This is a genomic window from Puniceicoccaceae bacterium, assembly GCA_040224245.1.
Taxonomy (GTDB): Bacteria; Verrucomicrobiota; Verrucomicrobiia; order Opitutales; family JAFGAQ01; genus JAKSBQ01.
The window spans coordinates 78,524-100,945 of the sequence record JBEGIR010000017.1; the positions used below are offsets into that span (position 1 = coordinate 78,524).

The window sequence follows — 22,422 nt, forward strand, 5'->3', positions numbered from 1 at the left end:
CAAGTTCAGGAATTTTTCCGGGTTGTGTGTGTTGAAAGCATGTCTCCGTCCGGGGATTTGAGTCGAAATCCGGAGATGAAGAATTTTACAAACTTCGCCTAAACTCCGAAAGCAATAGGACGATAGCTTGTAAAGAAGCCACCAGTCGGTGTGCCCATCGGCCATATCAAATACTCTGCAACCAACCACTGCTGTGAATCTGCAAATCCAAAACACCCAACAACAGTACATGACCTTTTACCTGGGGCAGCACCTGTTTGGGATTTCGATCCTGCTGGTCCGGGAGATCAACCAGAATCTCGACATCACTCCAGTCTCAAAGGTTCCCAAATACATCAGGGGTGTGCTCAATCTTCGTGGACAGGTGGTGACCGTTATGGATCTGGCCAAACGCCTGTCCTTTGACGGTGCCGAGGGAAGTCAGGATGCCAGTTGCATCGTGCTCAAGACCAATACGGAGATCGACAGCAGTGATATTTCTCACTCTCTGGATGACCGCACACTGGCCGATAAGGTCGGTCTGTATGTGGACCGCATCGGTGATGTGCTCAACATTGCTTCCAAGGAAATCATTCGTACCCCAACCCGTGACAGTAAGCTCGACAAGCGTTTCATCAAGGGAGTGGTGCGCCTGAACGACCAGCTTCTCATTCTCCTGAATCTGAAAGAAGTTCTGAATCCGGAACAAAAAGGGGAATGATCCGCCCTCAACCCAAATTTATCTAAAGCCCGCCCACGCTATGAACCATGTCATTGAAGATCGCAAACTGAGTTTTCAGGTAGGAGAAGACATCCTTTCAACCAACGTCGAAACCCTGGCCAAACAATTTCGGGAGGGCATCGATTCTGCTTCGGCAAGCGTCAATCAGATTGAGGTCAATTTGAGCGGGGTGGATACCATCGACTCCCAGGGCCTGAATCTGCTGATCGGACTTTTTCAGGAGTGCAAGCGCAAGAAGTGGGGCTTTCGTGTCAGCCATTGCACCGAGAACGTGCGCTGGCTGTTTTCCATATTTAAATTGACCGAAGTTTTTGGGGTCAACGCTTCCAGTTGAAATTATCGACAAACCCATCTTTTGAGGAGTCCGACCTATGGTAGACAATGAATTGATCGAGATTTTTGTTCAGGAGTCGAAGGAACACCTGGATGCGCTGGAACCTGAGATCCTTGCCATGGAGACTGCCTCCAGTGATTCTGAGGGAGTCAACACCATCTTTCGCGGAGTTCACAGTATCAAGGGTTCTTCCGGATTTTTTGGTTTTGATCAGATCGCGAAGCTCAGTCATGTCATGGAAAACGTGATGGCACTGGTGCGCGAGGGTGACCTGAAACCCACACGCGAAATGGTCGATGTATTCCTTGAATGCACGGATTCGCTCAAACTGATGATCGACGATCCGCAGAACAGTGCGAACGTGCCTATCGAAGATCACCTGACCAAGCTCAATGCGTTGCTGGAACCTGACGGAGCCGGTGCGCCGGTTGCCGGACCCAAGGTGGATGAGACGGTCGAACTGCCTGCACATCTGCAGCAGTTTGTACTCGATCCGCTTTTGATCAAGAATGCGCTGAGTCACGGACATCTTGTCTTTGTGATCAAGTTGTTCATGAACAAGGACATCAAGGATCATGGGAAAACACCCTATGACTACTTCAAGGAGATTGAATCCCTGGGTGAATTTCTGGATGCAAACTTTGACTTTTCAGTGATCAGCGGTCTCGACGATGCGCTGGAGAATGAGTTGGTCGTTTCGTTCCTGTTCACCACCGTGATGGGATCGCCTGATATGATCACGAGCGTCTTTGACATTCCGTCCGAGCAGGTGGAAGAAGTGGACCTTGGCATCCTCAAGAAGTGGCTGGGTACCGATCCCCAGAAGACCGAACCCAAGTCCCGCTCCGAGGAAGTGTTTCTCGAAGTGGTGGAAGGGGAGGATGAGGTCATGCCCGCTTCGCAACCATCTGCATCGGATACCGCAGAGCCACAGTCCAAGTCGGAAGAGGACCATAAGATTGTGGCATCTGCGCAAGCGAGTCCGCAGACTCAGAGCGTTCGCAAGAAGGCGGATGAGACGATACGCGTGAATGTTTCACTGCTCGACGATTTGATGAATCTCGCGGGCGAACTTGTGCTCAGTCGCAATCAGCTCATCCGCATTGCAGAGGGAAGCGGTCAGGAGGTCAGCGGCCTGCAGGGCGTGATTCAGAACATGAATCTGGTGACTTCTGAAATGCATGAGCGTGTGATGCAGACCCGTCTGCAGCCCCTGGGTGTCATTTTTGGAAAGTTCAATCGCATCATTCGTGACCTCTCAAACAAGCTGGGCAAAGAAATTCGTCTCGAAATCGAGGGTGAGGATGTGGAACTCGACAAATCCATTGTGGAAGCATTGTCCGATCCACTGACACACCTGATTCGCAATACGGCAGATCATGGTATTGAGACGCCGGATGAGCGTGAGGCCGCAGGCAAGCCCCGCATGGGAAATGCCCGCCTCTCGGCAAAGCATGCCGGTGGTCAGGTGTTGATCGAAATCAAGGATGACGGGCGCGGCCTCGACACCACCAAACTCAAGCGCAAGGCAATTGAAAAGGGTCTGATCACACCGGAAGAGGCAGAGGTGATGTCCGACCGGCAGGCGTTCAACATTATTTTTCTTCCCGGGCTGTCCACTGCGGAAAAGGTCAGCGATGTCTCTGGTCGTGGTGTGGGCATGGATGTGGTTCGCACAAACATTGAGAATCTCGGCGGCTTCATTGACATCGATTCCGAGCGTGGAAGGGGAACGACCATTTCCCTTCGCCTGCCACTGACGCTGGCCATTATTCCAGCCATGATCGTGGGTGCCGGGGGACGCCGCTTTGCTATTCCGCAGGTGAATCTTGAAGAGGTCGTGCGTTTGGGCGGAAAGAACAAGACCGAGATGGTGCGGGGCACGCGCGTGCTGCGCCTGAGGGATTCCCTGCTGACGTTGCTGGACCTTGCGGAGGTGCTCGATATTGAACAGGTCGAAGGTGAGGCAGAGCGCAATAAGGATGAAGGATTTGTGCTCGTGCTGCATCTTGACAACAAGCAGTATGGACTCATCGTCAACGATCTTTATGACAGTGAGGAGATTGCGGTCAAACCACTCAGTCAGTACACGAAGGATGCAGGCTGTTACTCGGGGGTGACGATCATGGGAGATGGCAAGGTTGCCATGATTCTCGACGTAGCCGGTATCGCCATGATCGCAAATCTCGACTTTGGCGAAATTGAGGCCCTCAGTGAAGAACGCGAGCAGGAGGAAAGTCTCGCCCTGCGAAGCAGCGACAGTGAGTCGCTCCTGTTGTTCCGCAATGAAGGGTTTGAACTCTTTGCCATCAATCTCTCGACGGTTGCGCGCATTGAAAAGATCAAGGCAGCGGACATCGAAAATGTCGGAAGTGGGGAATACCTGAATCTTGGCGGCAAATCGATTCGCCTGGTTCGCATGCATCACTACATGCCGGTAGCGCACCCGGAGAACAGCCCGGAAGAACTCTATGTGTTGATTCCAAAACTGGTGGCAAAGCCGATGGGCATCATTGCCACGCAGATTGTGGACACTGTGGAAACCGTGGTCGATCTCGACCGGGAAACCATCACTGGCACCGGTATCCTTGGCAGCACCTTCATCAACGATGCGCTGGTCTTGCTGGTGGACATCTACAACCTCTTCGAGGCAGTGGATCCCAATGTGTTCCAGGTCGGGTACATTGATGATCGCTTTGCAAAGCTGCGGGTAATGCTGGTGGAGAACAATGTCTTTTTCCGCAACGTGCAGCAGTCCTTCCTCGAAGAGATTTTTGGGGAGGTGGTTGTCGTGCGCAATGGTGTGGAAGCGTGGGAAAAACTCAATGATGGCAGCTATCACATGCTGATCACCGAAGCCGAGCTTCCCCAGATGGACGGACTCGAACTCGCCCGTCGGATTCGCAATTCTGACCGCTACAAACACCTGCCAATCGTCGTCACCGCCAGTCGCAATGAAGCCATTTACGAGGCGCGCTGTCGTGAGGTCGGAGTGGATCAGTTTCTTCTGAAATTCAACAAGCAGAAACTGCATCGCCTGATTCTGCAGACTCTCGATTCGCGCACGCCGCGTCTTGAGGAGTCGGTTAGCCGATAACGGTCTGTGGCGTTGCATCGTTGTTGAAAGTGGATTGTCTATTTGTGGAATGAACGCAGGTCAAAAAGTGCGAGTTGCCCTCGCTGATGATACAGCACTGTATCGGAAAATTCTCTCCATGGCAGTTGAGAAGATCCCATCGGCGGAACTCGTAGGGGTTGCCGTCGACGGGGTTGCCGCAGTGGAAGTGGTCAAGAACAAGTCAGTGGATCTTTTTCTGCTGGATGTTTGCATGCCACGCATGGATGGGGTGGAGGCCCTGCGCAAGATTCATGAATTGAGTCCGAGTACGGCGGTGGTGATGTTCAGTGGAGTCACCAGTGCAGATGCGGAAACCACCGTGGAGGCCCTGGAAATCGGCGCACTGGAATTCATTCCCAAGCCCAAGACCAACAGTCTGGATGAGAGCATGAGCCTGCTCGCCCAGGAGTTGAATCGGGTGGTACGACTGCTCAAGATCCGTCAGATCCACAAACGCATCTCTGCATCACCCAGTGCGAGGACGACGGAGCGACCAGCCCCGGGAGCTGCGGGAGTCGCATCAAGTGCCGCATCCCGACCTGTGGCAAGTGTGGGTACGGGGCGTGTGGGAGTGGTGCGTCGGTTCGTGAATTTTGATGCCCATCGCTCGCTCATCGTGATTGGAGTGTCCACGGGCGGTCCCAATGCGCTGAACCAGTTGATGTGCATGCTGCCAAAACGGTTGGGTTGTCCTGTGTTGATTGTGCAGCACATGCCGCCCTTTTTCACGGCGTCGCTGGCTTCGTTTTTGTCCAAAAAGTCTGGACTGGATGTGGTGGAGGCCACTCATGGCGAGCTGATGCAGGCGGATCGCATCTACATCGCTCCGGGCGGCAAGCACATGGAAATCCGCAAGCGCACCGATGCGATGGGTGGATATGAAATCACGACCAATGAAGCAGCGCCGGTCAACTCGTGTCGCCCTTCGGTCGATGTATTGTTCCAGTCGGTTGCCTCCGAGTTCAGCGGTTCCATCCTCTCGATCATCCTGACGGGAATGGGGGAGGACGGATGCCAGGGAGTAACGACGCTGAGGCGTTCGCCGAGCACATACACCATTGCGCAGAACGAAGAGTCGTGTGTGGTCTATGGCATGCCCAGAGCAATTGTCGAAAGGGGGCTGGCCGATGAGGTCCTGCCGCTCGATCAAATCGCGGGTCGCATATCCGAGTTAGTTTTAAAAAGAAAGGTCAGTTAGTCCCCATGGCAATCAGCACAGAAGAGTTCAATTTGCTGCGAAACTTCATCCTCAAGCACAGCGAGATCGAGGTGAAGCCGGAAAAGACCTACCTCATTGAGAGTCGCCTGAGTCGCATGATGGTTGAGTTGGGTGCATCCAATTTCAAGGAGTTCTACGACAATGCACAAAAGGATACCAGCGGGAAGCTGAGGGAGCGCATCATCGATGCGATGACCACCAACGAAACGTTCTGGTTCCGCGATGCCAAACCGTGGACACTCATGAGGGAGTCGATTCTGCCCGAGTTGATGAATACCGCTCGTGCCAAACCCGGGTCAAAGATTCGCATTTGGTCGGCGGCCTGTTCCACCGGACAGGAACCTTATTCGATCGCAATGGTTATTGATGATGTGCTGCACTCGGGAAAGTACCCCGGAGTGAGACTTGAGCAGTTCGAAATTGTGGCAACCGATATTTCACCCAGCGTGTTGTTTCTGGCAAATTCCGGTCGGTACAATCAGCTGGCCATGTCAAGAGGGTTGCCGGAGAACTATCGGACCAAGTATTTCACCCAGCAGGGAAAAATATGGGTAGTCAATCCATCGCTGAAGAGTCGCATCACATTCAAAAAGTTCAACCTTCAGGATCATCCGTCCGCATTGGGAAAGTTTGATTTTGTGCTGTGCCGCAACGTGGCGATCTATTTTACGGACCAGTTCAAACGCGAGTTGTTCCGCCGAATTCACGGCATTCTCAACCAACCCGGATTTTTCCTGCTGGGTTCTTCAGAGTCGCTGGTTGGATATTCCACCGATTTTGAGATGAAAGAAGGTCAAGGTGCGATTTATTACAAAAAGAAATAAGGTAGAGTTATGAAAATACTGAGGGTTGACGATTCACTGGTGATGTTGCGCATCATTTCCGATGCAGCGAGCGTGATTGGTGCGGAAACGGTGACGGCCCGGAATGGATCTCTTGCACTGAAGGTGCTCGAGGAGCAGGGTGCAGACATCAACATGATCCTGCTCGACTGGAACATGCCTGGCATGACGGGACTCGAATTTCTTCAGAAAGTGAAGGCAGATGACCGCTGGAAGGACATTCCAGTGATGATGGTGACCAGTGAGGGGAACCCGGATAATGTGAAAAAGGCACTTGTTGCCGGAGCAACCAACTACCTTGTGAAACCGTTTGCACAGGAAGACCTCGAAACTAAAATCATGCAGTGTCTGGGGCAGGGATTTTGACATTGCATCCATTGCCAACCTGAAACACGTGCACCATGGAATTCTCCCAAGAGATTGCTGATCAGCTCAAAACCTGCGAGTTACCTCCCTTTCCGGAGCTGACTCATAAGATTGTATCCCTGACCCAGGATTTTTACGCAGATCCCAACGAGATCGCGGATCTGGTCAAAATGGACATGGCCCTGTCCGCATCCGTGCTGAAAATTGCAAACTCAGTGGCCTATGGGTATGCTGGCAAGGTTTCCTCCATCTCTGAGGCCATCTCACGTGTAGGGATTTCGGCCATGCGGGACTTGGTGCTCTCGGTCTCGCTCGTGAGTAAGTTCAAGTCGCTCAATGGCATTGATTTTCGACAGTTCTGGGTGCATTGCCTGGGCGTGGCCCTGACTTCAGACGCCATCCAGAGGCACGCGGGAAAACGCGTGAATACCACTGATCATCTCTACACTGCAGGTCTGCTACACAAGGTTGGCATTCTGTTGCTGGCACAGAACTTTCCCGAGCAATACCAGCAGGTTCTTGATGAGGTTGAAAAGGATGAAAAAGATCTCTGGGAACTCGAAAAGGAGATCATCGGTGTCAGTCACCCCGAGGCCTCAAGCTTTGTGTTTGATCATTGGCAGTTTCCACGCGAAGTCTCAGATGTAGCGCTTCACTACAATGACCCGGTGAACGCTCCGAATGATACGAGGGACATGATCTACATCGTGCATATTGCCAATTTTGCGTGTCTGAATCAGGGAATCGGCGTTGGGATCGACCGATTTCCCGTGAGTTTTTATGATGAGGCCTGGGACAGCGTCGGTCTGAAAGTGGAGGATATTCCTGCGTTGCTGAAAGAGGTTCTCGAAATCACGGATCGCGCGAAGATCATTCTCGATGCGGCGACTTGAAGGTCGGAGCATTACGATTGATTTCCGCAGCCGTGCATGCGTCCTTAGCACAAAAGCCATCCCCGCGTCGTGGGGATGGCTTTTGTGCTAAGGAGAAATAGAGGAAATGCCTCTATCCTGACGGTTCAGCCTCAGTTGATGTTTTGCAACAGGGAGTAGATGCGTTGAACCATGGGTTGGGGATCTTCCATCAGACCTGCTGCAATGCGACAGTTGTCCAGAATTTGCTCTGCAACCAGTGGAGCATTGCTGCTGCCTGAACTCCGAAGTTCATGCAACTTGAGGATGAGCGGGTGGGTTGGGTTGAGTTCCAGCTGCACCGGCACTTCGCTGGGCATTTCCTGATTCATGGCCTTCATGATACGCCGCATGTTGGCGGTCATGAGTTTATCCTTGCTCAGCGCGACAGCCGGGTTGTTCACCAGACGCGAACTGATCTTCACTTCACTGACGGACTCGCCGAACTGCTCTTTCATCCATTCACAAAGGGCCTTTCCCTGTTCTTCAGTCAGTGCCCCTGCATCGGTATCGACAGTGACGGATTCGAGTTCGAGTCCCTCCTGGTCAGCCGAAACCAGCTCCTTTTCCGCAAAGGTGCGAAGGTGGTTCATCACAAACTCATCGACTCCTTCGTAGAGGTACAGCACTTCCAGATTGTTTGCCTTGAAGGCTTCGAGGTAGGGGCCGTTTTCGATGGTTTTGCGATTGGAACCCAGCAGGAAATAGATCTGCTTCTGCCCCTCTTTGGCCCGACTGATATAGTCTTCGAGCGAGGTGGTTTTTCCAGGTTCGGTCAACGAGGATTCGTAGCGAAGCAGTTTGCTCAAGGCTTCCTTGTTCACCGGGTCCGAAGTGATCCCTTCTTTGATGTAGTGGCCAAAGGCCTCCCAGAACTGCTGATAGGCTTCGGCATCCTTGTTGGCCTGCTCCGCGAGAAATTTGATGAAACGCTTGGTGAGCACGGTACCGATTTTTTGAACCAGCTGAGAGTCCTGCATGGACTCCCGTGAAATGTTCAGCGGCAGATCGGCACTATCGATGACGCCCTTCACAAAGCGCATCCACTCCGGCAGCAGTCCCTTCGGGTGATGATCGATCAGAACTTTCTTGCAGTAGAGGGAAACACCGTGCTCGGAGTGGGAAAAACCGAATTTTTCCGGGTTTTCCGTGGGTACGAATAACAGGGCGTTGATGTTGATCGGGGCATCTGAGCTAAAGTGCAGCCAGAAGCGCGGATCGTCCCAGGCATTTGCCTGAAACTTATAAAACTCCTTGTATTCTTCCTCGGATACATCACTTTTGCTGCGCGTCCAGATCGCCTGTACGGTATTGAGTTTCTCTCCATCGACGAGAACCGGATGCTGAACAAACGCAGAATAGCGCTGGATGATGGACTTCAGGGTATCTGCCTTTGCGAATTCCTTGCTGTTCTCCTTGAGCGTGATCACGATCTTGGTCCCACGCCGCTCACCGTCGCACGGTTCGATCTCGTATTCCCCGCTGCCGTCGGAAGTCCATTTGAGTCCCTGTCCGTCCGGACGCCAGCTGCGCGTGAAGACTTCCACTTTTTCTGCGACCATGAAGACCGAGTAGAATCCGACGCCAAACTGCCCGATCAAGCTGCCAGCAACTTCTGCACTTTCCTGAAGGGCTTCGACAAATGCCTTGGAGCCGGAGTGGGCAATGGTGCCGAGATTCTGGGTCAGCTCCTCTTCATTCATGCCGATTCCAAAGTCCTGGATGGTCAGTGTTCCGGCCGATTCGTCGGTATGCACCTGAATCTCGAGGTTCAACGATGCGTCGTGGATTTGGCTTTCACTGAGTTGGATGTGCCTCAGTTTCTCCAGAGCATCTGAGGCGTTGGAGATCAGCTCGCGGACAAAAACTTCCTTGTCGGTGTAAAGGGAGTTCACCACGATGTCCAAAACCTTTTTCACATCGGCATTGAAACTGTGTTTGTGTGTGTTTGTATCACTCATGATTTTCCGTAAACTTCAGTAAATCCATTGAAGCGCGTGTGCGCTGTTCTTTGAATACCAATCCTTAGCTTTAACGTTCAGTGCAGGTGAAAATCAACAAAAGAAACACGCAATTGCCGACTGGCATCCCTCACTTCTGCAATTGAATCCCACGTCCCGATCCATGTCCGACACATCATCTCCATCATTGCAGCAACGCATCCGATCACTGCGCCAGCAGATCGAAACGCACGACCAGTTGTACTACCGGCAAAACCAGCCCGAGGTGAGTGATACGGAGTACGACCGTCTCAAGCGGGAATATGCGACGCTGCTGGAACAGTCGGGGGAAAACCCGCAGCTCGATCCACTGCTGCAGCGTGTCGGCGATGATCGATCACGCGGCTTTGAAACCTGGGTCCACCGCGAACCGATGGGCAGTTTGGAAAACTCCTATTCCAAGCAGGAAATTCTGCAGTTTTTTCAACGCCTGGAAAAGCGACTTTCCCGTGGAGAACTGGTGTATGTGGTCCAGCCCAAGATTGACGGTCTTGCCATCAGTCTCACCTATGAGAAGGGGCGTTTTGTGCGCGCGGTCACCCGTGGCAATGGCACCGAGGGTGATGACGTCACCCGCAATGTCACCCGCATCGATGGGTTGCCCAAAATGTTGGAAGGTGGCAGCGTTCCGGATCTGTTGGAGATTCGCGGTGAGGTGTTCATCTCGCGAGAGGAGTTTGCGCGCATCAATGCAGAGCGCAGGGAAAAGGGACTCACGCTCTACGCGAATCCCCGCAATCTCGCAGCGGGTACTCTCAAACTGCTCGATGCGAGCATCGTGGCACAGCGCAAACTGGAACTGCGGGTTTATGGATTGGGAGCGTGCGAGCCAGCCCAGTGGAAATCCCTGAGCGCGTTCACCTCCCAATTGAAGGACTGGGGGTGTTTTACTGTCGAATTCACTCAGAGTGTGTCGGGCATCGATGCTGTTTGGGATGCGATTGAAACTTTTGCCGAGCGCAAGCTCGAACTGGGCTACGAGACGGACGGTGTCGTCATCAAGCTGGATGACCTCGATCTTCAGCGCGAGGCTGGCAGCACCGCGAAGGCACCCCGCTGGGCAATTGCCTACAAGTTTGCGGCGGAGCGGGCCATCACGCGCCTGCATCGCATCGATCTTCAGGTGGGTCGAACAGGTGCCGTTACGCCAGTTGCGAACCTAGAACCGGTCCTGCTCGCAGGAACCACCGTATCCCGGGCGACGCTTCACAATGCGGATGAAATTGCGCGAAAGGACATTCGGGAAGGAGATTGGGTTGAGGTGGAAAAGGCTGGTGAAATCATTCCACAGGTTGTGGGGGTCCTGCTTGAGCGCCGGGAACAGGGCAGTCAACCTTATGCATTTCCGAGCGAGTGCCCGGCATGTGGAGGACCGCTTGCGAGGCTTGCGGACGAGGTGGTGCTGCGCTGTCAGAATGCCGCCTGCCCGCCCCAGGTCAGTCGTCGCGTTGAGCATTTTGTTTCCAAGCACTGTCTGGATATTGATTCCTTTGGTACGGCGGTTGTCGAGCAACTGATGCGGGCGGACCGGTTGCACACGCTGGATGAGATCTATCGCCTGGATCGGGACTTCCTGCTCGGGCTAGAACGTTTTGGAGAAAAATCGGCGGATAATCTCATCCAGGCCATCGAAGCGAGCAAGCAGCAGCCGCTTTGGCGCCTGATCCATGGGCTGGGCATTCTGCATGTCGGAGCGGCTGCCTCCAAGGCACTGGCCCGCGCATTTGGAAGTTTGCATCAGCTCGCAAATGCCACGCTGGAGCAGTTGCAGGAAGTCGAGGGCATCGGTGCGATCATTGCCGATTCGATTTGTGATTTTTTTGCCGATGCGGATAACCGTGCCCTGATCGATCGCCTGCAGGAACTCGGCTTGAATACGGAGGAAAACACAAGCACAGATGGTGCAGCAACGCGCAAACTGGAGGGCAAGACCGTCGTGCTGACAGGTACTTTGCCCGATTTTTCGCGCGATGCCTTTACTGCCCTGATCGAGCAGCATGGTGGCAAGGTTGCCTCCAGTGTGAGTAAAAAGACGGATCTCGTCGTTGCGGGGGAATCCGCCGGATCGAAGCTCACCAAGGCACTCGAATTGGGGATCGAGGTTCTCGATCAACAAGGGTTGCTCGACAGGCTTGAGGTTTAGTCAGCCTCGATTCGATGCGCATGGGCATCTGGGGCTGCACGCGTGCGCAGTTCATACCGCGCACTCATCAATCTCACCCATATCCTTTGTTGCGAAGCTCGGTCTGCAGCTGTGCCTGAAATTCCTGCACGTCCTCAGGAGAGGGCTTGTAGCCCGGTTCGACGTCGGATAATCCCAGACGACCCATTTGATCAAGCTGCCATTTGGCGTTGACGCCATCGGAGAACCGAACCGATCCGCTGACCAGTGCACCCGGGGTGACAATGGAGTCAACCTCCACACTCACACCCTCAGGGCTGAGCGCATCGACGGGTGAGGACTCTTCATCCGCGTCTGCTTCGGGCGCTGGGGCAGGGGTTTCCTTTTTCAACTCCAGATTGAGGTCGTCAATCAGGAAGCGCACCTCCATGAAGGTCATGGAAATTTCAAATTCGGATTTCAGCCGGGACTGTACCTGGCTGAGGGTTTCGCCGGCTTCGAGCCATCGCGCGATGGCAGCTTTTTGGTCGTCGGTAAGGGACATCAGGAACTGGGATTTCGGGTGGCTCAGTTGGCCTTGGAAAGTTGTTTGATCAGATAGTCAACGCTCTGTTTGACCGAATTATCCTGCTCCATCATGTTTTCGACCGTCTTGCAAGCATGGATGACCGTTCCGTGGTCACGTCCCCCGAAGGCTTCACCGATTTCCTGAAGGGAACAGCCCGTGAGCATGCGGCTGAGGTACATGGCAATCTGACGGGGAAAGGCAATGTTGCTTGGGCGGCGCTTGCTGATCATGTCTTGCATGCGCAGGTTGAATTGTTCGGTGACCTTCTTCTGGATCTTATCGATGCTTACCTGATTCTGCATTTCTTCCTGCAGAATGTCTTCGAGCAATGCTTCCACCTTCGGAATGTCGATGGGTTTTTTGACCAGTGAAGTGTAGCTTGCCACGCGGGTGAGCGCGCCTTCCAGTCGTCTGACATTGCGGGATACGCGTTCGGCGAGAAAACAGAGGATGTCGTGCGGAATGTCGAGTTGCAGTGAGCGAGCCTTTTTCGACAGAATGGCCAGTCGGGTTTCCATGTCCGGACTCTGAATGTCGGCCACCATACCCCATTGGAATCGGGAAATGAGGCGGGCCTCCAGTTTGGCAATTTCGTTGGCGGGACGATCCGAAGTAATGAAAATCTGTTTCTGAGCTTCAAACAGTTCGTTGAAGGTGTGGAAGAACTCCTCCTGTATGCGCTCTTTCCCCGAGAGAAACTGCACATCATCAATCAGCAGCACATCGACACTGCGATAGTGGCGACGAAACTTCACCAGACTGTTTTCCTGAATGGCGCGAATGAATTCGTTGGTGAATTTTTCCGAAGAAATATAGGTGATTTTGGATTCGGGACGCTGCTTAAGGATCTGGTGGGCAACGGCATGCATCAAGTGTGTTTTTCCGAGACCCGTTTCACCGTAAATGAAGAGCGGATTGAAGGCCTTGGCAGGTGCGTTGGCGACGGCCATGCAGGCAGCGTGTGCCAGTTGGTTACCACCCCCAATCACAAAATTCTCAAAGGTGTTTCGAGGATTGAGCGGGAAGCTTTCCTTGGATTTGAAGCGGGAGTTGAGATGGCGATCTGCAGCCGTGAGAATGGACTGGGGGCGTCGGGCTGCCTGAACTGGAGCGGATACAGAAACCGCTTCGTTATCCGGCACCGCTGCCTTGAGTTCCACGGTCATCGTGCGTCCACTGAGTTCCTGGGCCTTGCGGGTCAGGATTTCCAAGTAGTTTTCTTCAATCCAGATCGCGGAAAAGTCGGTCTGGGTTTCCAGGATCAGGGTGTCCTGGGTTTCTTCGAGGCATGTCAGTGGAGCAAACCATTCTTCGAAGAGGTCACGATTGAAAAGAACGCGCAATTCCTCGCAAAGTTGCGACCACAATTTGGAAGACTCATTAACTGTGTTCGGAGTGGACATTCGGACTAAACATTAAGGTTATTCACAATGGCATCAATCTATTTCCGCGCACACCTCTGGATGTGGGTGAAAAAGCATTCCCCTTTGATAGTGGAGATACAGGGAAGGTGGATCGGAATAGATGAGGATTGATAAATCGTTAAATTATTGTAATAGAAGATTTTATGAGATGTCGGTTTGGGTTTCGCGGCACCGCGCATCCCCAAAGGCCGATTGTCGGTATTGAGGGGCATGCTGGGGCAGTCGAGGGTTGTAGTTTAAGAGGGAGAGACGAAGGTGCTTCAAGTTTATGTTGTGCACAAATTATTCACACTGGGTTTGGGTGGAAAAAAACGGTGAAATTTACGAAACTGGCATGCTTTCGCAGAGGCTCTCTGAAGCCTTGATCTATCCTGTGTTACAGCCTTGTGACACAGTCGTGCAAAGTGCGGGAAGCTAATTTTCTCCCATGTTGGAAGAGAAAAAATGAGCGGAAAAAATGATGGAGTTTCTGACCTTTTGATGCGGGAAACGGGACTTTCATTCCTGTGATTCGCAGCTAAAATTTCCATGATTTTTTTGGAAGAAGTGAGCTAAGCTGCTCGTAATGAAGAGGTAATGATTTTTGTTGGCTGTAGAAAGCCGAATGATGGCGAGCAATTTTGCGCTGTTCAGTTTCTCAAGTCACGATTTGACAGGGAGTTGAGGACTCCGCTGATGCAAGCCTTCCTTCTGATTTGAGAGTGTGCAAACCCCAACAGGGCTGGTGAAAGGTTCTTGGGTTCATTGCACAAGTCAGCTTCAGGCATGGAATCGCGCTGCTTCAGAGGATGAGGGAGCATGAGAATTTCAGAGGGTGATTCTTTCACCGTCCGGTTCCGGGGAAAATGTACACAAAAAAAGGTCTCCATTTCAGAGACCCATTATGGCATGCCAGCCGTAGCCTTGGCGAAGGATGGTGCTTCCATTGGGATTCGAACCCAAATCTTCGGCTCCGGAGGCCAACATTCTATCCATTGAACTATGGAAGCAGTGATGTCCAACAAGGCTGAAAAGCAGGAGGCCAGTCAAGTTTTTTTCCGACTGGCCTCAAAAGTTGCGTTAATGGGCAACGAATCAGAGCTTGTCGTATTCGCCCTTGGCAATCTTTCCGACGACAACGTAGCTGATGCCATGCTTCTTCGAAACGGAAACTTTGGTGTTTCCTGCTTCGATATCGGCTTTGACGGCATCCCGCAGTTGCGCAGTGATGCGGGTGCGGGTGCGGCGGGGCTGGGAATCGGAAGCGGAGCTGGAACCCAGGCGGAGTCCAAACTTCTGAATCAGGTCTTCCACCAGTTCGCGAGGGCTATTGTAACCACTGTTGTTGTAAAGATCCTGAAGTTTCGCCTGTCTGGCCTCAATGAGTTTTTGTTCTTCAATGAGCTTCTGCTTTTTATCAGCAAGCTTGCGTTCTTCGTTTTCGAGTTCCTTGAGTTTCTTTTCTATATCGATCATAAGATATTTGGATTTAAATAGATTTTTGGATGGAAAGCATTGCAGGGACTTTCGTCGGGTTGCAACTTCAAAGATGAAGTATTGTGTAAGATTTGATGCGTTTACAAACTCTATTTAAGTTTTGTTCTGCTATTTTTATATCAAATGACGGGAAACTGAATCAACAGCAAATGCAATATAGTGTAAAAGGTGCAATACTTCGTTCAATGTGGAGTTTGGTATTTGAATGAGTGCAGTGAATGGTTATGCGGAAGTCTTGTCATCAATTCTCATGTTCCCAGCTGTTATTGCATCATTCCGGAGGAGTTGGAATTGTGCAGCTTGGGGATTGATTGTTGCGGTTGCATGGTTATGCTGCGGGTTTTCATCCAACTGACTGATCGCTATGAAGACTCCTATTGTCATGACCGTGATTGCCGCCGACCGTCCGGGACTGGTGGAAACGCTTGCATCCTGTGTTGCCAACGCTGGTGGAAATTGGGAGCAGAGTCGCATGTGCCGTTTGGGCGGTCAGTTTGCAGGCATTGTTCAGGTAGAAGTGGAAGAGCGGCAACGCATGGAGTTGCTGGATAGTCTGCATGAGCTTTCGGAACAGGGGCTTCGCATCATCGTACATGAGGATGAACAGGAGGTTGCTCCGAGCCGGGAGACCTTGATGCGCATTTCTCTGGTGGGACAGGATCATCCCGGGATCATTCGCGATCTTTCTGCAGTGCTCTTTCAACACGATGCCAATGTGGAGGAATTGCACACGGAACTGCGAAGCGAACCCATGTCGGGCGAGCCGTTATTTGTGGCGAATGTGCGCCTGTCCCTCGCTGCAGATCGAAACGTAGATGCACTGCGAACCGATCTCGAAGCGGTTGCCGCAGACCTCATGGTGGATTTGGAACTGCTTTAGCAAGCAGGAATGTCAGGCATTCGCATGAACTTTTTTGCTCTGCAAGGGTAGGGGAAAAAGAAGTGTGCATGGGATCCAAGTATCCACACTTCACAGTGCATCGCGATTTGCTCTCGGGATCGTGACCCGGAAGTAACCAGCCTTGGGATTGACGACATTTTTTTCCAGAAAGGTTTGAACGCTCCAGACTTTGTCTGCTCTGATCAGGGAAGATGAAGAGTGCATACTTAAAGACATGGGTGCAGATGCTGGCGGGACTGGTGGTTTCAGGTACACTGCTATTCATACTCGCCGAGGGTGTGCGCAAGTCTGCAGGGGATTTCCGGTTGAATGACCTGCTTTCAGTTGCACAGGCCATTCCCCTATGGGCACTTGCCGTTGCTCTCGGCTGCCAGCTGATGCAGGGCATGCTGCGGGCCGTGCGTTATCGCTATCTGCTGCGCTGGGAGCAGGGGGTGCCAGTGCAGGGCAGCGGTTTTCGCCTGTTGGCCATCACCTTTGCGCGCAACATGTTTGTGGACATGCTGCCCTCCCGATTGGGAGAGTTGGTGTACGTGTGGCTGGTCAAACGCATTTTGGGAGCGCGCATTGCCAACGGGTTGACCTCGCTTGGCGCGGCCTTCGTTTTTGATTTGGTTGCCCTGGTATTGCTCATCCTTACCGTTTTGGGATTTGCGTCGCTTGGGGTTGCCTCCCAGCTGCCTCCGTTCGCCTGGGTGTTGTTCCTCGTGCTTGGGGTTGCATGTGGTGCATGGTCTGTGTTTGGGCTGTTTCCCTGGGCAATGGCCCAAACGGAGTCCTGGCGCAGAGATCGTTTTCGTTCGGGCTGGATCGGTTCACTGCACTCCCTGCTGGAGCAGGTCCGCGAGTGCATCGACGGAATCCGCCAGAGCGGCAAACTGCTGCACATCACGCTGCTTTCACTGCTGATTCGTTCGTTCAAATATGGTGGCATTGTGACCCTGTTGCTCGTGATTCTGGATCGCTCCTTTGCCCCGGTCGGACTCGACCAGATCGGTGGCATGCTGTTGGGAGTCGTGGCGGGTGAAGCTGCAGCGAGTCTTCCCCTGCCCACTTTCATGAGTTTTGGTTCCTATGAAGCAGGGGGTGCTGTCACACTGGTGGGCCTTGGATTTACCCTTCAGGCAGCGGCAATTTCGATGTTTATTGTGCACCTCTTCAGTCAGGTGGTAGACTACAGTCTTGGTGCCTGCGCGTTGTTGATTGCCTGGTTGGCTGGTTGGCTGCAGTCTCCAGCGACCCAACCCGCACTTCAGACACCGCGTGTTCGTGCGGGAATCGCGCTGTTGTTTGTCGTGGTGCTTGCCGTGGTCGCGGCTGGGGTGCTTGTGTACGAGTTGAAAAAAGCCCGAAACGACGCTCCAGAACCAGCACTGTCGGTTCTACCGGAGTCCCATCCTGCTGATTCTCATTCCGATGCTGCCGTGATTCAGACCGCATCCATCGCGGGAGAACCCATCTCCGATACCGATAGTAAATTGCCCCAAGAGGGGTTTGCCGTGTGGACGAGCAACCGCTTTGGCAACCACGAGGTTCTGAAATTCGATTTTGCGACGGGCGCATTGGAACGGCTCACTGAAACGCCGGGCAAGGAGTATTACGTCAGCATTTCGCCTGATGGGCAGTCCCTGCTGTATGCCTATGCCGCTCGTGCGGATCACTCCTTCCGTCATCTCACCGGATGGTCGGTCGTGCTTTATGATCTGGAGAGCGGTGAATCGCGCGAGCTTGCGCCCGACGGGTTTCATCCATCCTGGGCAGGCAGTTCTCACCAAGTTGTGTACTCCAGGGGAGGAAACGAGATCGTGCTGCACGATCTGCAAAGCGATACCACCGAGACGTTGCTTCAGGCCGGGTCGAGAGGAGTCCCATCCGGATTCCAGTTCCTAACACCTTCCTGGGATCCACAGTCTGAAACGTTGGCGGTGACGATTCGTGGATCGCGTCGCACCAAGATGCTCTATTTTCCGAGGCAGGATCGAGCACCGGTGGAATTACCGGAAGGGTGCCAACTGCTTTGGATTCCGGGTCAGTCGCAGTTGGTGTACACTGCAGACGGCAGAGTGGGTGACAATGCGTTCATCCGCATCCAGCCGGACGGTCGCAATGCGGAAGTCCTGCTCGATCTCGACAGTGCTTTTCATCACCTCTATTTCCCCCGTTTCTCTGCAAATGGAACCTGGATGATCTACGCCGCAAGTGAAGGGGGGCATGAGCACGACCTTGCGGACTATGAGGTTTTTGTGTGGAAGGTCGGCAGTGCGACCGATGGCATCCAGCGCTTGACGAACCATCCGGGCAACGATTCCTGGCCCGATCTGTTTGTTCCGCAGGGCAGGTGAGCCACACTCAGGCACCAACGCGTGCCTGATTCTGTTTTCCTCTTGGAAGCAGGGATGAAAGGGAATTGAATTTTCCCCGGGTGTGGGTGTGCTTTTCGGTTGTGCATTTTTCAAGAATACGCTTGAAACGGTGCGGTTCAAAGGGCACGAAACAACGCCCTTCCATTGTCGGTTGTCTGGGAAAAGGCTCGAATGTCATGAATGCGTTCCATGGGTGAGTTGGTAGAATTGCAAGGAATCAACAAACGCTTTGATTCGCTCCAGGCGGTTGATCAAGTGGATTTGACGCTCAAGCGAGGCGAAGTCTTTTCGTTGCTGGGACCCAGTGGATGTGGCAAAACCACACTGCTTCGCATTCTGGCTGGATTTGAAAAAGCGGACTCGGGCCGGGTATTGCTGGATGGACAGGACATCACCGAGTTGCCTCCTCATCGGCGTGCCATCAATACCGTTTTTCAGAACTACGCGCTGTTTCCCCACATGACGCTGTATGAAAATATCGCCTTCGGGCTGCAGATGAAGCGTCTGGAGCGTCATCAGATTCGCAGGGAAGTGGAGGCCATGCTGGCATTGATGGACTTGGAACAGCACGCCTATAAGAAACCCAACATGATCAGTGGCGGGCAGAAGCAGAGGGTTGCGATCGCTCGTGCACTGGTGAACAAGCCCCAACTCCTGCTGCTTGATGAACCCCTGGCTGCCCTCGACCTCAAGCTGCGCCAGCGCATGCTGATCGAACTCGACACCATTCACGACGAGGTGGGCATCACGTTTCTCTACATCACGCACGATCAGGGTGAAGCCATGAGCCTGTCCGACCGCATCGCAGTGATGAACGAAGGGCGAATCGAGCAGATTGGCTCGCCCGCCGAAATTTACGAAGCACCCCAGAACAGTTTTGTGGCGGCCTTTATTGGGGATACCAACTTCCTGATCGGCAAGGTGAAAGCATTGCAGGATCGTGACCTTTGCGTGGTCACAGTGGATTCCATCGGGGAAGTTCTGGTCTGGAATGACAAAAAACTCAGGGTGGGGGATGATGTCAGCCTTTCAGTTCGACCCGAGAAGTTTCGCCTCTTTCGCAATCGGCCGGAGCCGAATCCGATGCGAAACGTGATCCAGGCGCGTGTGGAGGATCTCATCTACATGGGGTCCCTCACAAAATACCGCCTGGTCTGTGGGGAATACACGCTCATCGTTGAGCAGCAGCATGGACGCTACCTGCTCGACGAACAGCCCATCACCTGGGGCGAATCGGTTTGGCTGGGCTGGCATGCGGAGGATGGATACATGCTGCAGAGCTACAATGAGTCGGATGAAGCGCTGATGGCGCTGGGGGAGGAAGTGAGCGAAAATGCCCAGAGCTGATTCCAGGCGAATGGAGTGGTGGTTAACTGCGCCGACACTGGTTTGGCTTTGTGTGTTTTTCCTGTTGCCCACCCTGATCATCGGGGTGATTAGCTTCAAACCGGCATCGGTGTACGGTGGAATCGGCGAGGGGTGGACCCTGGAAACGTTGCGCGGGCTTGCCCAACCGAGCTATCCCCAGATCATCTGGCGCACATTGTGGCTCAGTGTGATGACCACCTTGATCTGCCTGGTGCTGGCGATTCCGGTCAGTTATTGGTTGGTGACGCTGCCGCTGCGCTGGCGCAACCTGATGTTGTTGTTGGTGATCCTTCCCTTTTGGACGAATTTTCTCATCCGCATTTTTGCCTGGAAGACCATCCTGCACCCGGAGGGGTGGGTGAAACAGGCACTGGTGGCCCTGCAATGGATTGCTCCCGAAACTTCACTGCTCTATAACGAAGGATCCATTTTGCTGGTGCTGGTTTACACCTACCTTCCCTTTGCGATTCTGCCGATTTATGCCGCAGCGGAGAAGTTTGACTTCAACCTGCTCTATGCAGCGGCAGATCTCGGGGCAAACCGGCTGGAGGCCTTTGTGCGCATTTTTCTACCGGGCATCCGGATCGGCCTGATCACGGCAGTTCTGGTCGTGCTGATCCCGGCACTGGGTTCGTATGCCATTCCCGACATCATGGGCGGACCCAGCAGCGAAATGATTGGAAATAAGATTGCCCAGCGAACCTTTTCGGATCGCAACCTGCCACATGCCAGCGGACTGGCCAGCATCCTGGCCATCCTGGTTCTGACTCCGGTCGTGCTGTATCAGTTGCGAACGGGTCTGGCCGAGCGCAAGCGAAGGGAGGGTCGGAGCCGATGAAACGCAGCCGCATTCCCTGGGTCGTCTCGATGCTCGTGCTGACCTTCTTCTATCTTCCGATTCTGTTTCTGGTGCTGCAGTCCTTCAATGAGGCCAAGTACGGAGGTGCGTGGCATGGCTTTTCGCTGAAGTGGTATGCACTGCTCTTTGATTCTCCCGCCGTTTGGCGTGCCGTGCAGAACACCGCTGTCGTTGCCCTGACCTCCACAATGGTATCCACCGTGCTCGGCACACTCGCTGCCTGGACGTTGCACCGCTATCACTCCCGGCTTCAGGGCTTTCACTACCTGCTGGTCTATGCCCCGCTCGTTTTTCCCGATATTCTGATGGGGATCAGTCTGCTGCTCCTCTTTGTGAACGTGGGAGTGCCATTGGGATTGCCAACCGTCATTCTTGCGCACATCACCTTCTGTTCAAGCTATGTCGCTTTTGTGGTACTGGGGCGCTTGCAGGATTTTGATGATTCTCTGATCGAAGCTTCCCGCGATCTCGGGGCTGGCTGGTGGACCCTGACTACACGCATTATCCTTCCCATTCTCTGGCCCGGCATTCTGGCCGGTGCGCTATTGGCCTTCACGTTGTCCATCGACGATTTTGTGATCACCTTTTTTGTTTCCGGTCCGGGCAGTGCGACGCTTCCGGTCTATGTGTTCAGCATGATGAAGATGGGTTCACCGACCATGATCAATGCCTTGTGTACGCTCTTTATGCTGGTTACTTTTACAATCGTTATTCTCGGACAACGATTCCTCTATCATCACGATCCAAAACCGACTCAATCATGACAACTATACGCACAAGCATGGTGTTGTTTACGGCGACTGCCAGTTTGGTGGTCTCACTTCTGCTGACGAGCTGCAGTGTTGAAAAGAAACCCGAACTTCATCTCTACAACTGGGCCGATTATGTTGACGAATCGGTGCTGCGGGAATTTGAAGACAAGTATCAGTGCAGGGTCATTCTTGATTTTTTTGATTCCAACGAATCGATGTATGCAAAGATCAAAGCGGGTGCGAGTGGCTATGATGTTCTTTTCCCCTCGAGCTATCAGGCGGCGATCATGCAGGAGGAAGGGTTGCTGATGGCTCTCGATCTGGCTCAGATTCCCAATACGGCCAATGTGGATGCCAGCTATCTGGCAACGGGTGCCATTGATCAGCAGATGCACTACAGTGTTCCCTACATGACGGGCACAACCGGTATTGGATACAGCGCAGCAGCCTTGCCGGAACTTCCCTCGTCATGGTCGGTCTTCCTGATGCCCGAGGTGAAGAATCGGGCGACACTTCTCAACGACATGCGCGAAACCCTCGGTGCCGCTCTCAAGTATCTTGGATACAGTCTCAATTCAATTGACGAATCCGAAATTGCGGAGGCCGCAGAGGTCGTGAAGCAGTGGAAGGCCAACATCGCCAAGTTTGAGAATGAACAGTATAAACCGGGCATCGCTTCGGGCGAGTTTTTGCTGGTTCACGGTTACAGTGGAGACATCTCCCAGGTCATGGAAGAAAACGAAGCGGCTGAGATCACTTACATGCTTCCGCAGGAAGGTTTCGGGATTTGGTGTGATGACATGGTGATCCCTGCGGATGCGCCCAACCCGGAACTCGCGCATGCGTTCATCAATTTCATGCTCGAGGCCGATATCAGTGCACGCAACATGGAGTTCTGTTATTACAAAGCACCCAACACGGCTGCCTACGAGCTGATCTCCGCCGAGCTGCGAGAGGATGAGACGGTCTTTGTCCCCGATGAACTCATGCAAAAGGCAGAGGTCATTCGTCCGCTTGGAGAGCACACGCAGCTGTTCACACGCTACTGGGATCTGGTCAAGGCTGCGCCCTGAGTTTT

Annotated in this window: 18 protein-coding genes and 1 tRNA gene; 14 read left to right on the forward strand and 5 right to left on the reverse strand. The window is 53.2% G+C overall.

Annotated features, from left to right (window positions below; translation table 11 throughout):
- The first annotated feature begins 193 nt into the window (after window positions 1-193).
- Genes ABQ298_02690 through ABQ298_02720 form a run of 7 tightly spaced genes read left to right on the forward strand, consistent with a single transcriptional unit; the run spans window position 194 to window position 7,493 of the window.
- Window positions 194-700, forward strand: a complete 507-nt coding sequence (locus ABQ298_02690) for a chemotaxis protein CheW (protein ID MEQ9823271.1) — start codon at window positions 194-196, stop codon at window positions 698-700.
- Between the two features lie 40 nt (window positions 701-740).
- The gene (locus ABQ298_02695; protein ID MEQ9823272.1) at window positions 741-1,055 is read left to right on the forward strand and encodes an STAS domain-containing protein; all 315 of its coding nucleotides are present in this window, start codon (window positions 741-743) and stop codon (window positions 1,053-1,055) included.
- Window positions 1,056-1,092: 37 nt separating this feature from the next.
- Window positions 1,093-4,152 carry a chemotaxis protein CheW gene (locus ABQ298_02700; GenBank protein MEQ9823273.1) on the forward strand — a complete coding sequence of 1,020 codons (3,060 nt, stop codon included), beginning with the start codon at window positions 1,093-1,095 and terminating at the stop codon, window positions 4,150-4,152.
- Window positions 4,153-4,201: 49 nt separating this feature from the next.
- Complete coding sequence (gene cheB / locus ABQ298_02705; protein ID MEQ9823274.1) at window positions 4,202-5,371, forward strand: chemotaxis-specific protein-glutamate methyltransferase CheB; 1,170 nt, start codon at window positions 4,202-4,204, stop codon at window positions 5,369-5,371.
- Window positions 5,372-5,376: 5 nt separating this feature from the next.
- On the forward strand, window positions 5,377-6,216 hold the full coding sequence (locus ABQ298_02710; GenBank protein ID MEQ9823275.1) for a protein-glutamate O-methyltransferase CheR: 840 nt from the start codon (window positions 5,377-5,379) through the stop codon (window positions 6,214-6,216).
- A 9-nt stretch (window positions 6,217-6,225) separates the two neighbouring features.
- Entirely contained in the window at window positions 6,226-6,600 is a 375-nt protein-coding gene (locus ABQ298_02715; GenBank protein MEQ9823276.1) for a response regulator, read from the forward strand.
- Window positions 6,601-6,635: 35 nt separating this feature from the next.
- On the forward strand, window positions 6,636-7,493 hold the full coding sequence (locus tag ABQ298_02720) for an HDOD domain-containing protein (protein MEQ9823277.1): 858 nt from the start codon (window positions 6,636-6,638) through the stop codon (window positions 7,491-7,493).
- A 131-nt stretch (window positions 7,494-7,624) separates the two neighbouring features.
- Here ABQ298_02720 and htpG read toward each other — a convergent pair whose 3' ends face one another.
- Window positions 7,625-9,472 (reverse strand): molecular chaperone HtpG, encoded by a 1,848-nt coding sequence (htpG, locus tag ABQ298_02725; GenBank protein ID MEQ9823278.1) that lies wholly within the window; start codon window positions 9,470-9,472, stop codon window positions 7,625-7,627.
- Between the two features lie 163 nt (window positions 9,473-9,635).
- On the opposite strand from htpG, the gene ligA reads away from it, so the two are divergent.
- Window positions 9,636-11,654, forward strand: a complete 2,019-nt coding sequence (gene ligA / locus ABQ298_02730) for an NAD-dependent DNA ligase LigA (protein ID MEQ9823279.1) — start codon at window positions 9,636-9,638, stop codon at window positions 11,652-11,654.
- 73 nt (window positions 11,655-11,727) lie between these two features.
- Here the strand turns inward: ligA and ABQ298_02735 are convergent, their stop codons facing one another.
- The 4 genes from ABQ298_02735 to ABQ298_02750 all read right to left on the reverse strand — a co-directional run bounded on the left by ABQ298_02735 (window position 11,728) and on the right by ABQ298_02750 (window position 15,080).
- On the reverse strand, window positions 11,728-12,177 hold the full coding sequence (locus ABQ298_02735; GenBank protein MEQ9823280.1) for a hypothetical protein: 450 nt from the start codon (window positions 12,175-12,177) through the stop codon (window positions 11,728-11,730).
- 23 nt (window positions 12,178-12,200) lie between these two features.
- On the reverse strand, window positions 12,201-13,604 hold the full coding sequence (gene dnaA / locus ABQ298_02740) for a chromosomal replication initiator protein DnaA (GenBank protein MEQ9823281.1): 1,404 nt from the start codon (window positions 13,602-13,604) through the stop codon (window positions 12,201-12,203).
- Window positions 13,605-14,539: 935 nt separating this feature from the next.
- Window positions 14,540-14,614: transfer RNA gene (locus ABQ298_02745), tRNA-Arg, on the reverse strand.
- Window positions 14,615-14,699: 85 nt separating this feature from the next.
- Window positions 14,700-15,080 carry a hypothetical protein gene (locus tag ABQ298_02750; protein ID MEQ9823282.1) on the reverse strand — a complete coding sequence of 127 codons (381 nt, stop codon included), beginning with the start codon at window positions 15,078-15,080 and terminating at the stop codon, window positions 14,700-14,702.
- A 385-nt stretch (window positions 15,081-15,465) separates the two neighbouring features.
- Between ABQ298_02750 and ABQ298_02755 the strand changes: the two genes are divergently transcribed.
- From ABQ298_02755 to ABQ298_02780, 6 genes are all read left to right on the forward strand, one after another.
- Window positions 15,466-15,981, forward strand: a complete 516-nt coding sequence (locus ABQ298_02755) for an ACT domain-containing protein (GenBank protein ID MEQ9823283.1) — start codon at window positions 15,466-15,468, stop codon at window positions 15,979-15,981.
- A 212-nt stretch (window positions 15,982-16,193) separates the two neighbouring features.
- Window positions 16,194-18,344 carry a lysylphosphatidylglycerol synthase domain-containing protein gene (locus ABQ298_02760; protein MEQ9823284.1) on the forward strand — a complete coding sequence of 717 codons (2,151 nt, stop codon included), beginning with the start codon at window positions 16,194-16,196 and terminating at the stop codon, window positions 18,342-18,344.
- Window positions 18,345-18,554: 210 nt separating this feature from the next.
- Window positions 18,555-19,712 carry an ABC transporter ATP-binding protein gene (locus tag ABQ298_02765; protein MEQ9823285.1) on the forward strand — a complete coding sequence of 386 codons (1,158 nt, stop codon included), beginning with the start codon at window positions 18,555-18,557 and terminating at the stop codon, window positions 19,710-19,712.
- 10 nt (window positions 19,713-19,722) lie between these two features.
- A complete protein-coding gene (locus tag ABQ298_02770) occupies window positions 19,723-20,571 on the forward strand; it encodes an ABC transporter permease (GenBank protein ID MEQ9823286.1) in 849 nt (282 codons plus the stop codon).
- On the forward strand, window positions 20,568-21,356 hold the full coding sequence (locus tag ABQ298_02775) for an ABC transporter permease (GenBank protein MEQ9823287.1): 789 nt from the start codon (window positions 20,568-20,570) through the stop codon (window positions 21,354-21,356). The genes ABQ298_02770 and ABQ298_02775 overlap by 4 nt, the downstream gene beginning before the upstream one ends.
- Window positions 21,353-22,417, forward strand: coding sequence for a spermidine/putrescine ABC transporter substrate-binding protein (locus ABQ298_02780; protein ID MEQ9823288.1), 1,065 nt, complete (start codon window positions 21,353-21,355; stop codon window positions 22,415-22,417). The genes ABQ298_02775 and ABQ298_02780 overlap by 4 nt, the downstream gene beginning before the upstream one ends.
- Window positions 22,418-22,422 lie beyond the last annotated feature (5 nt).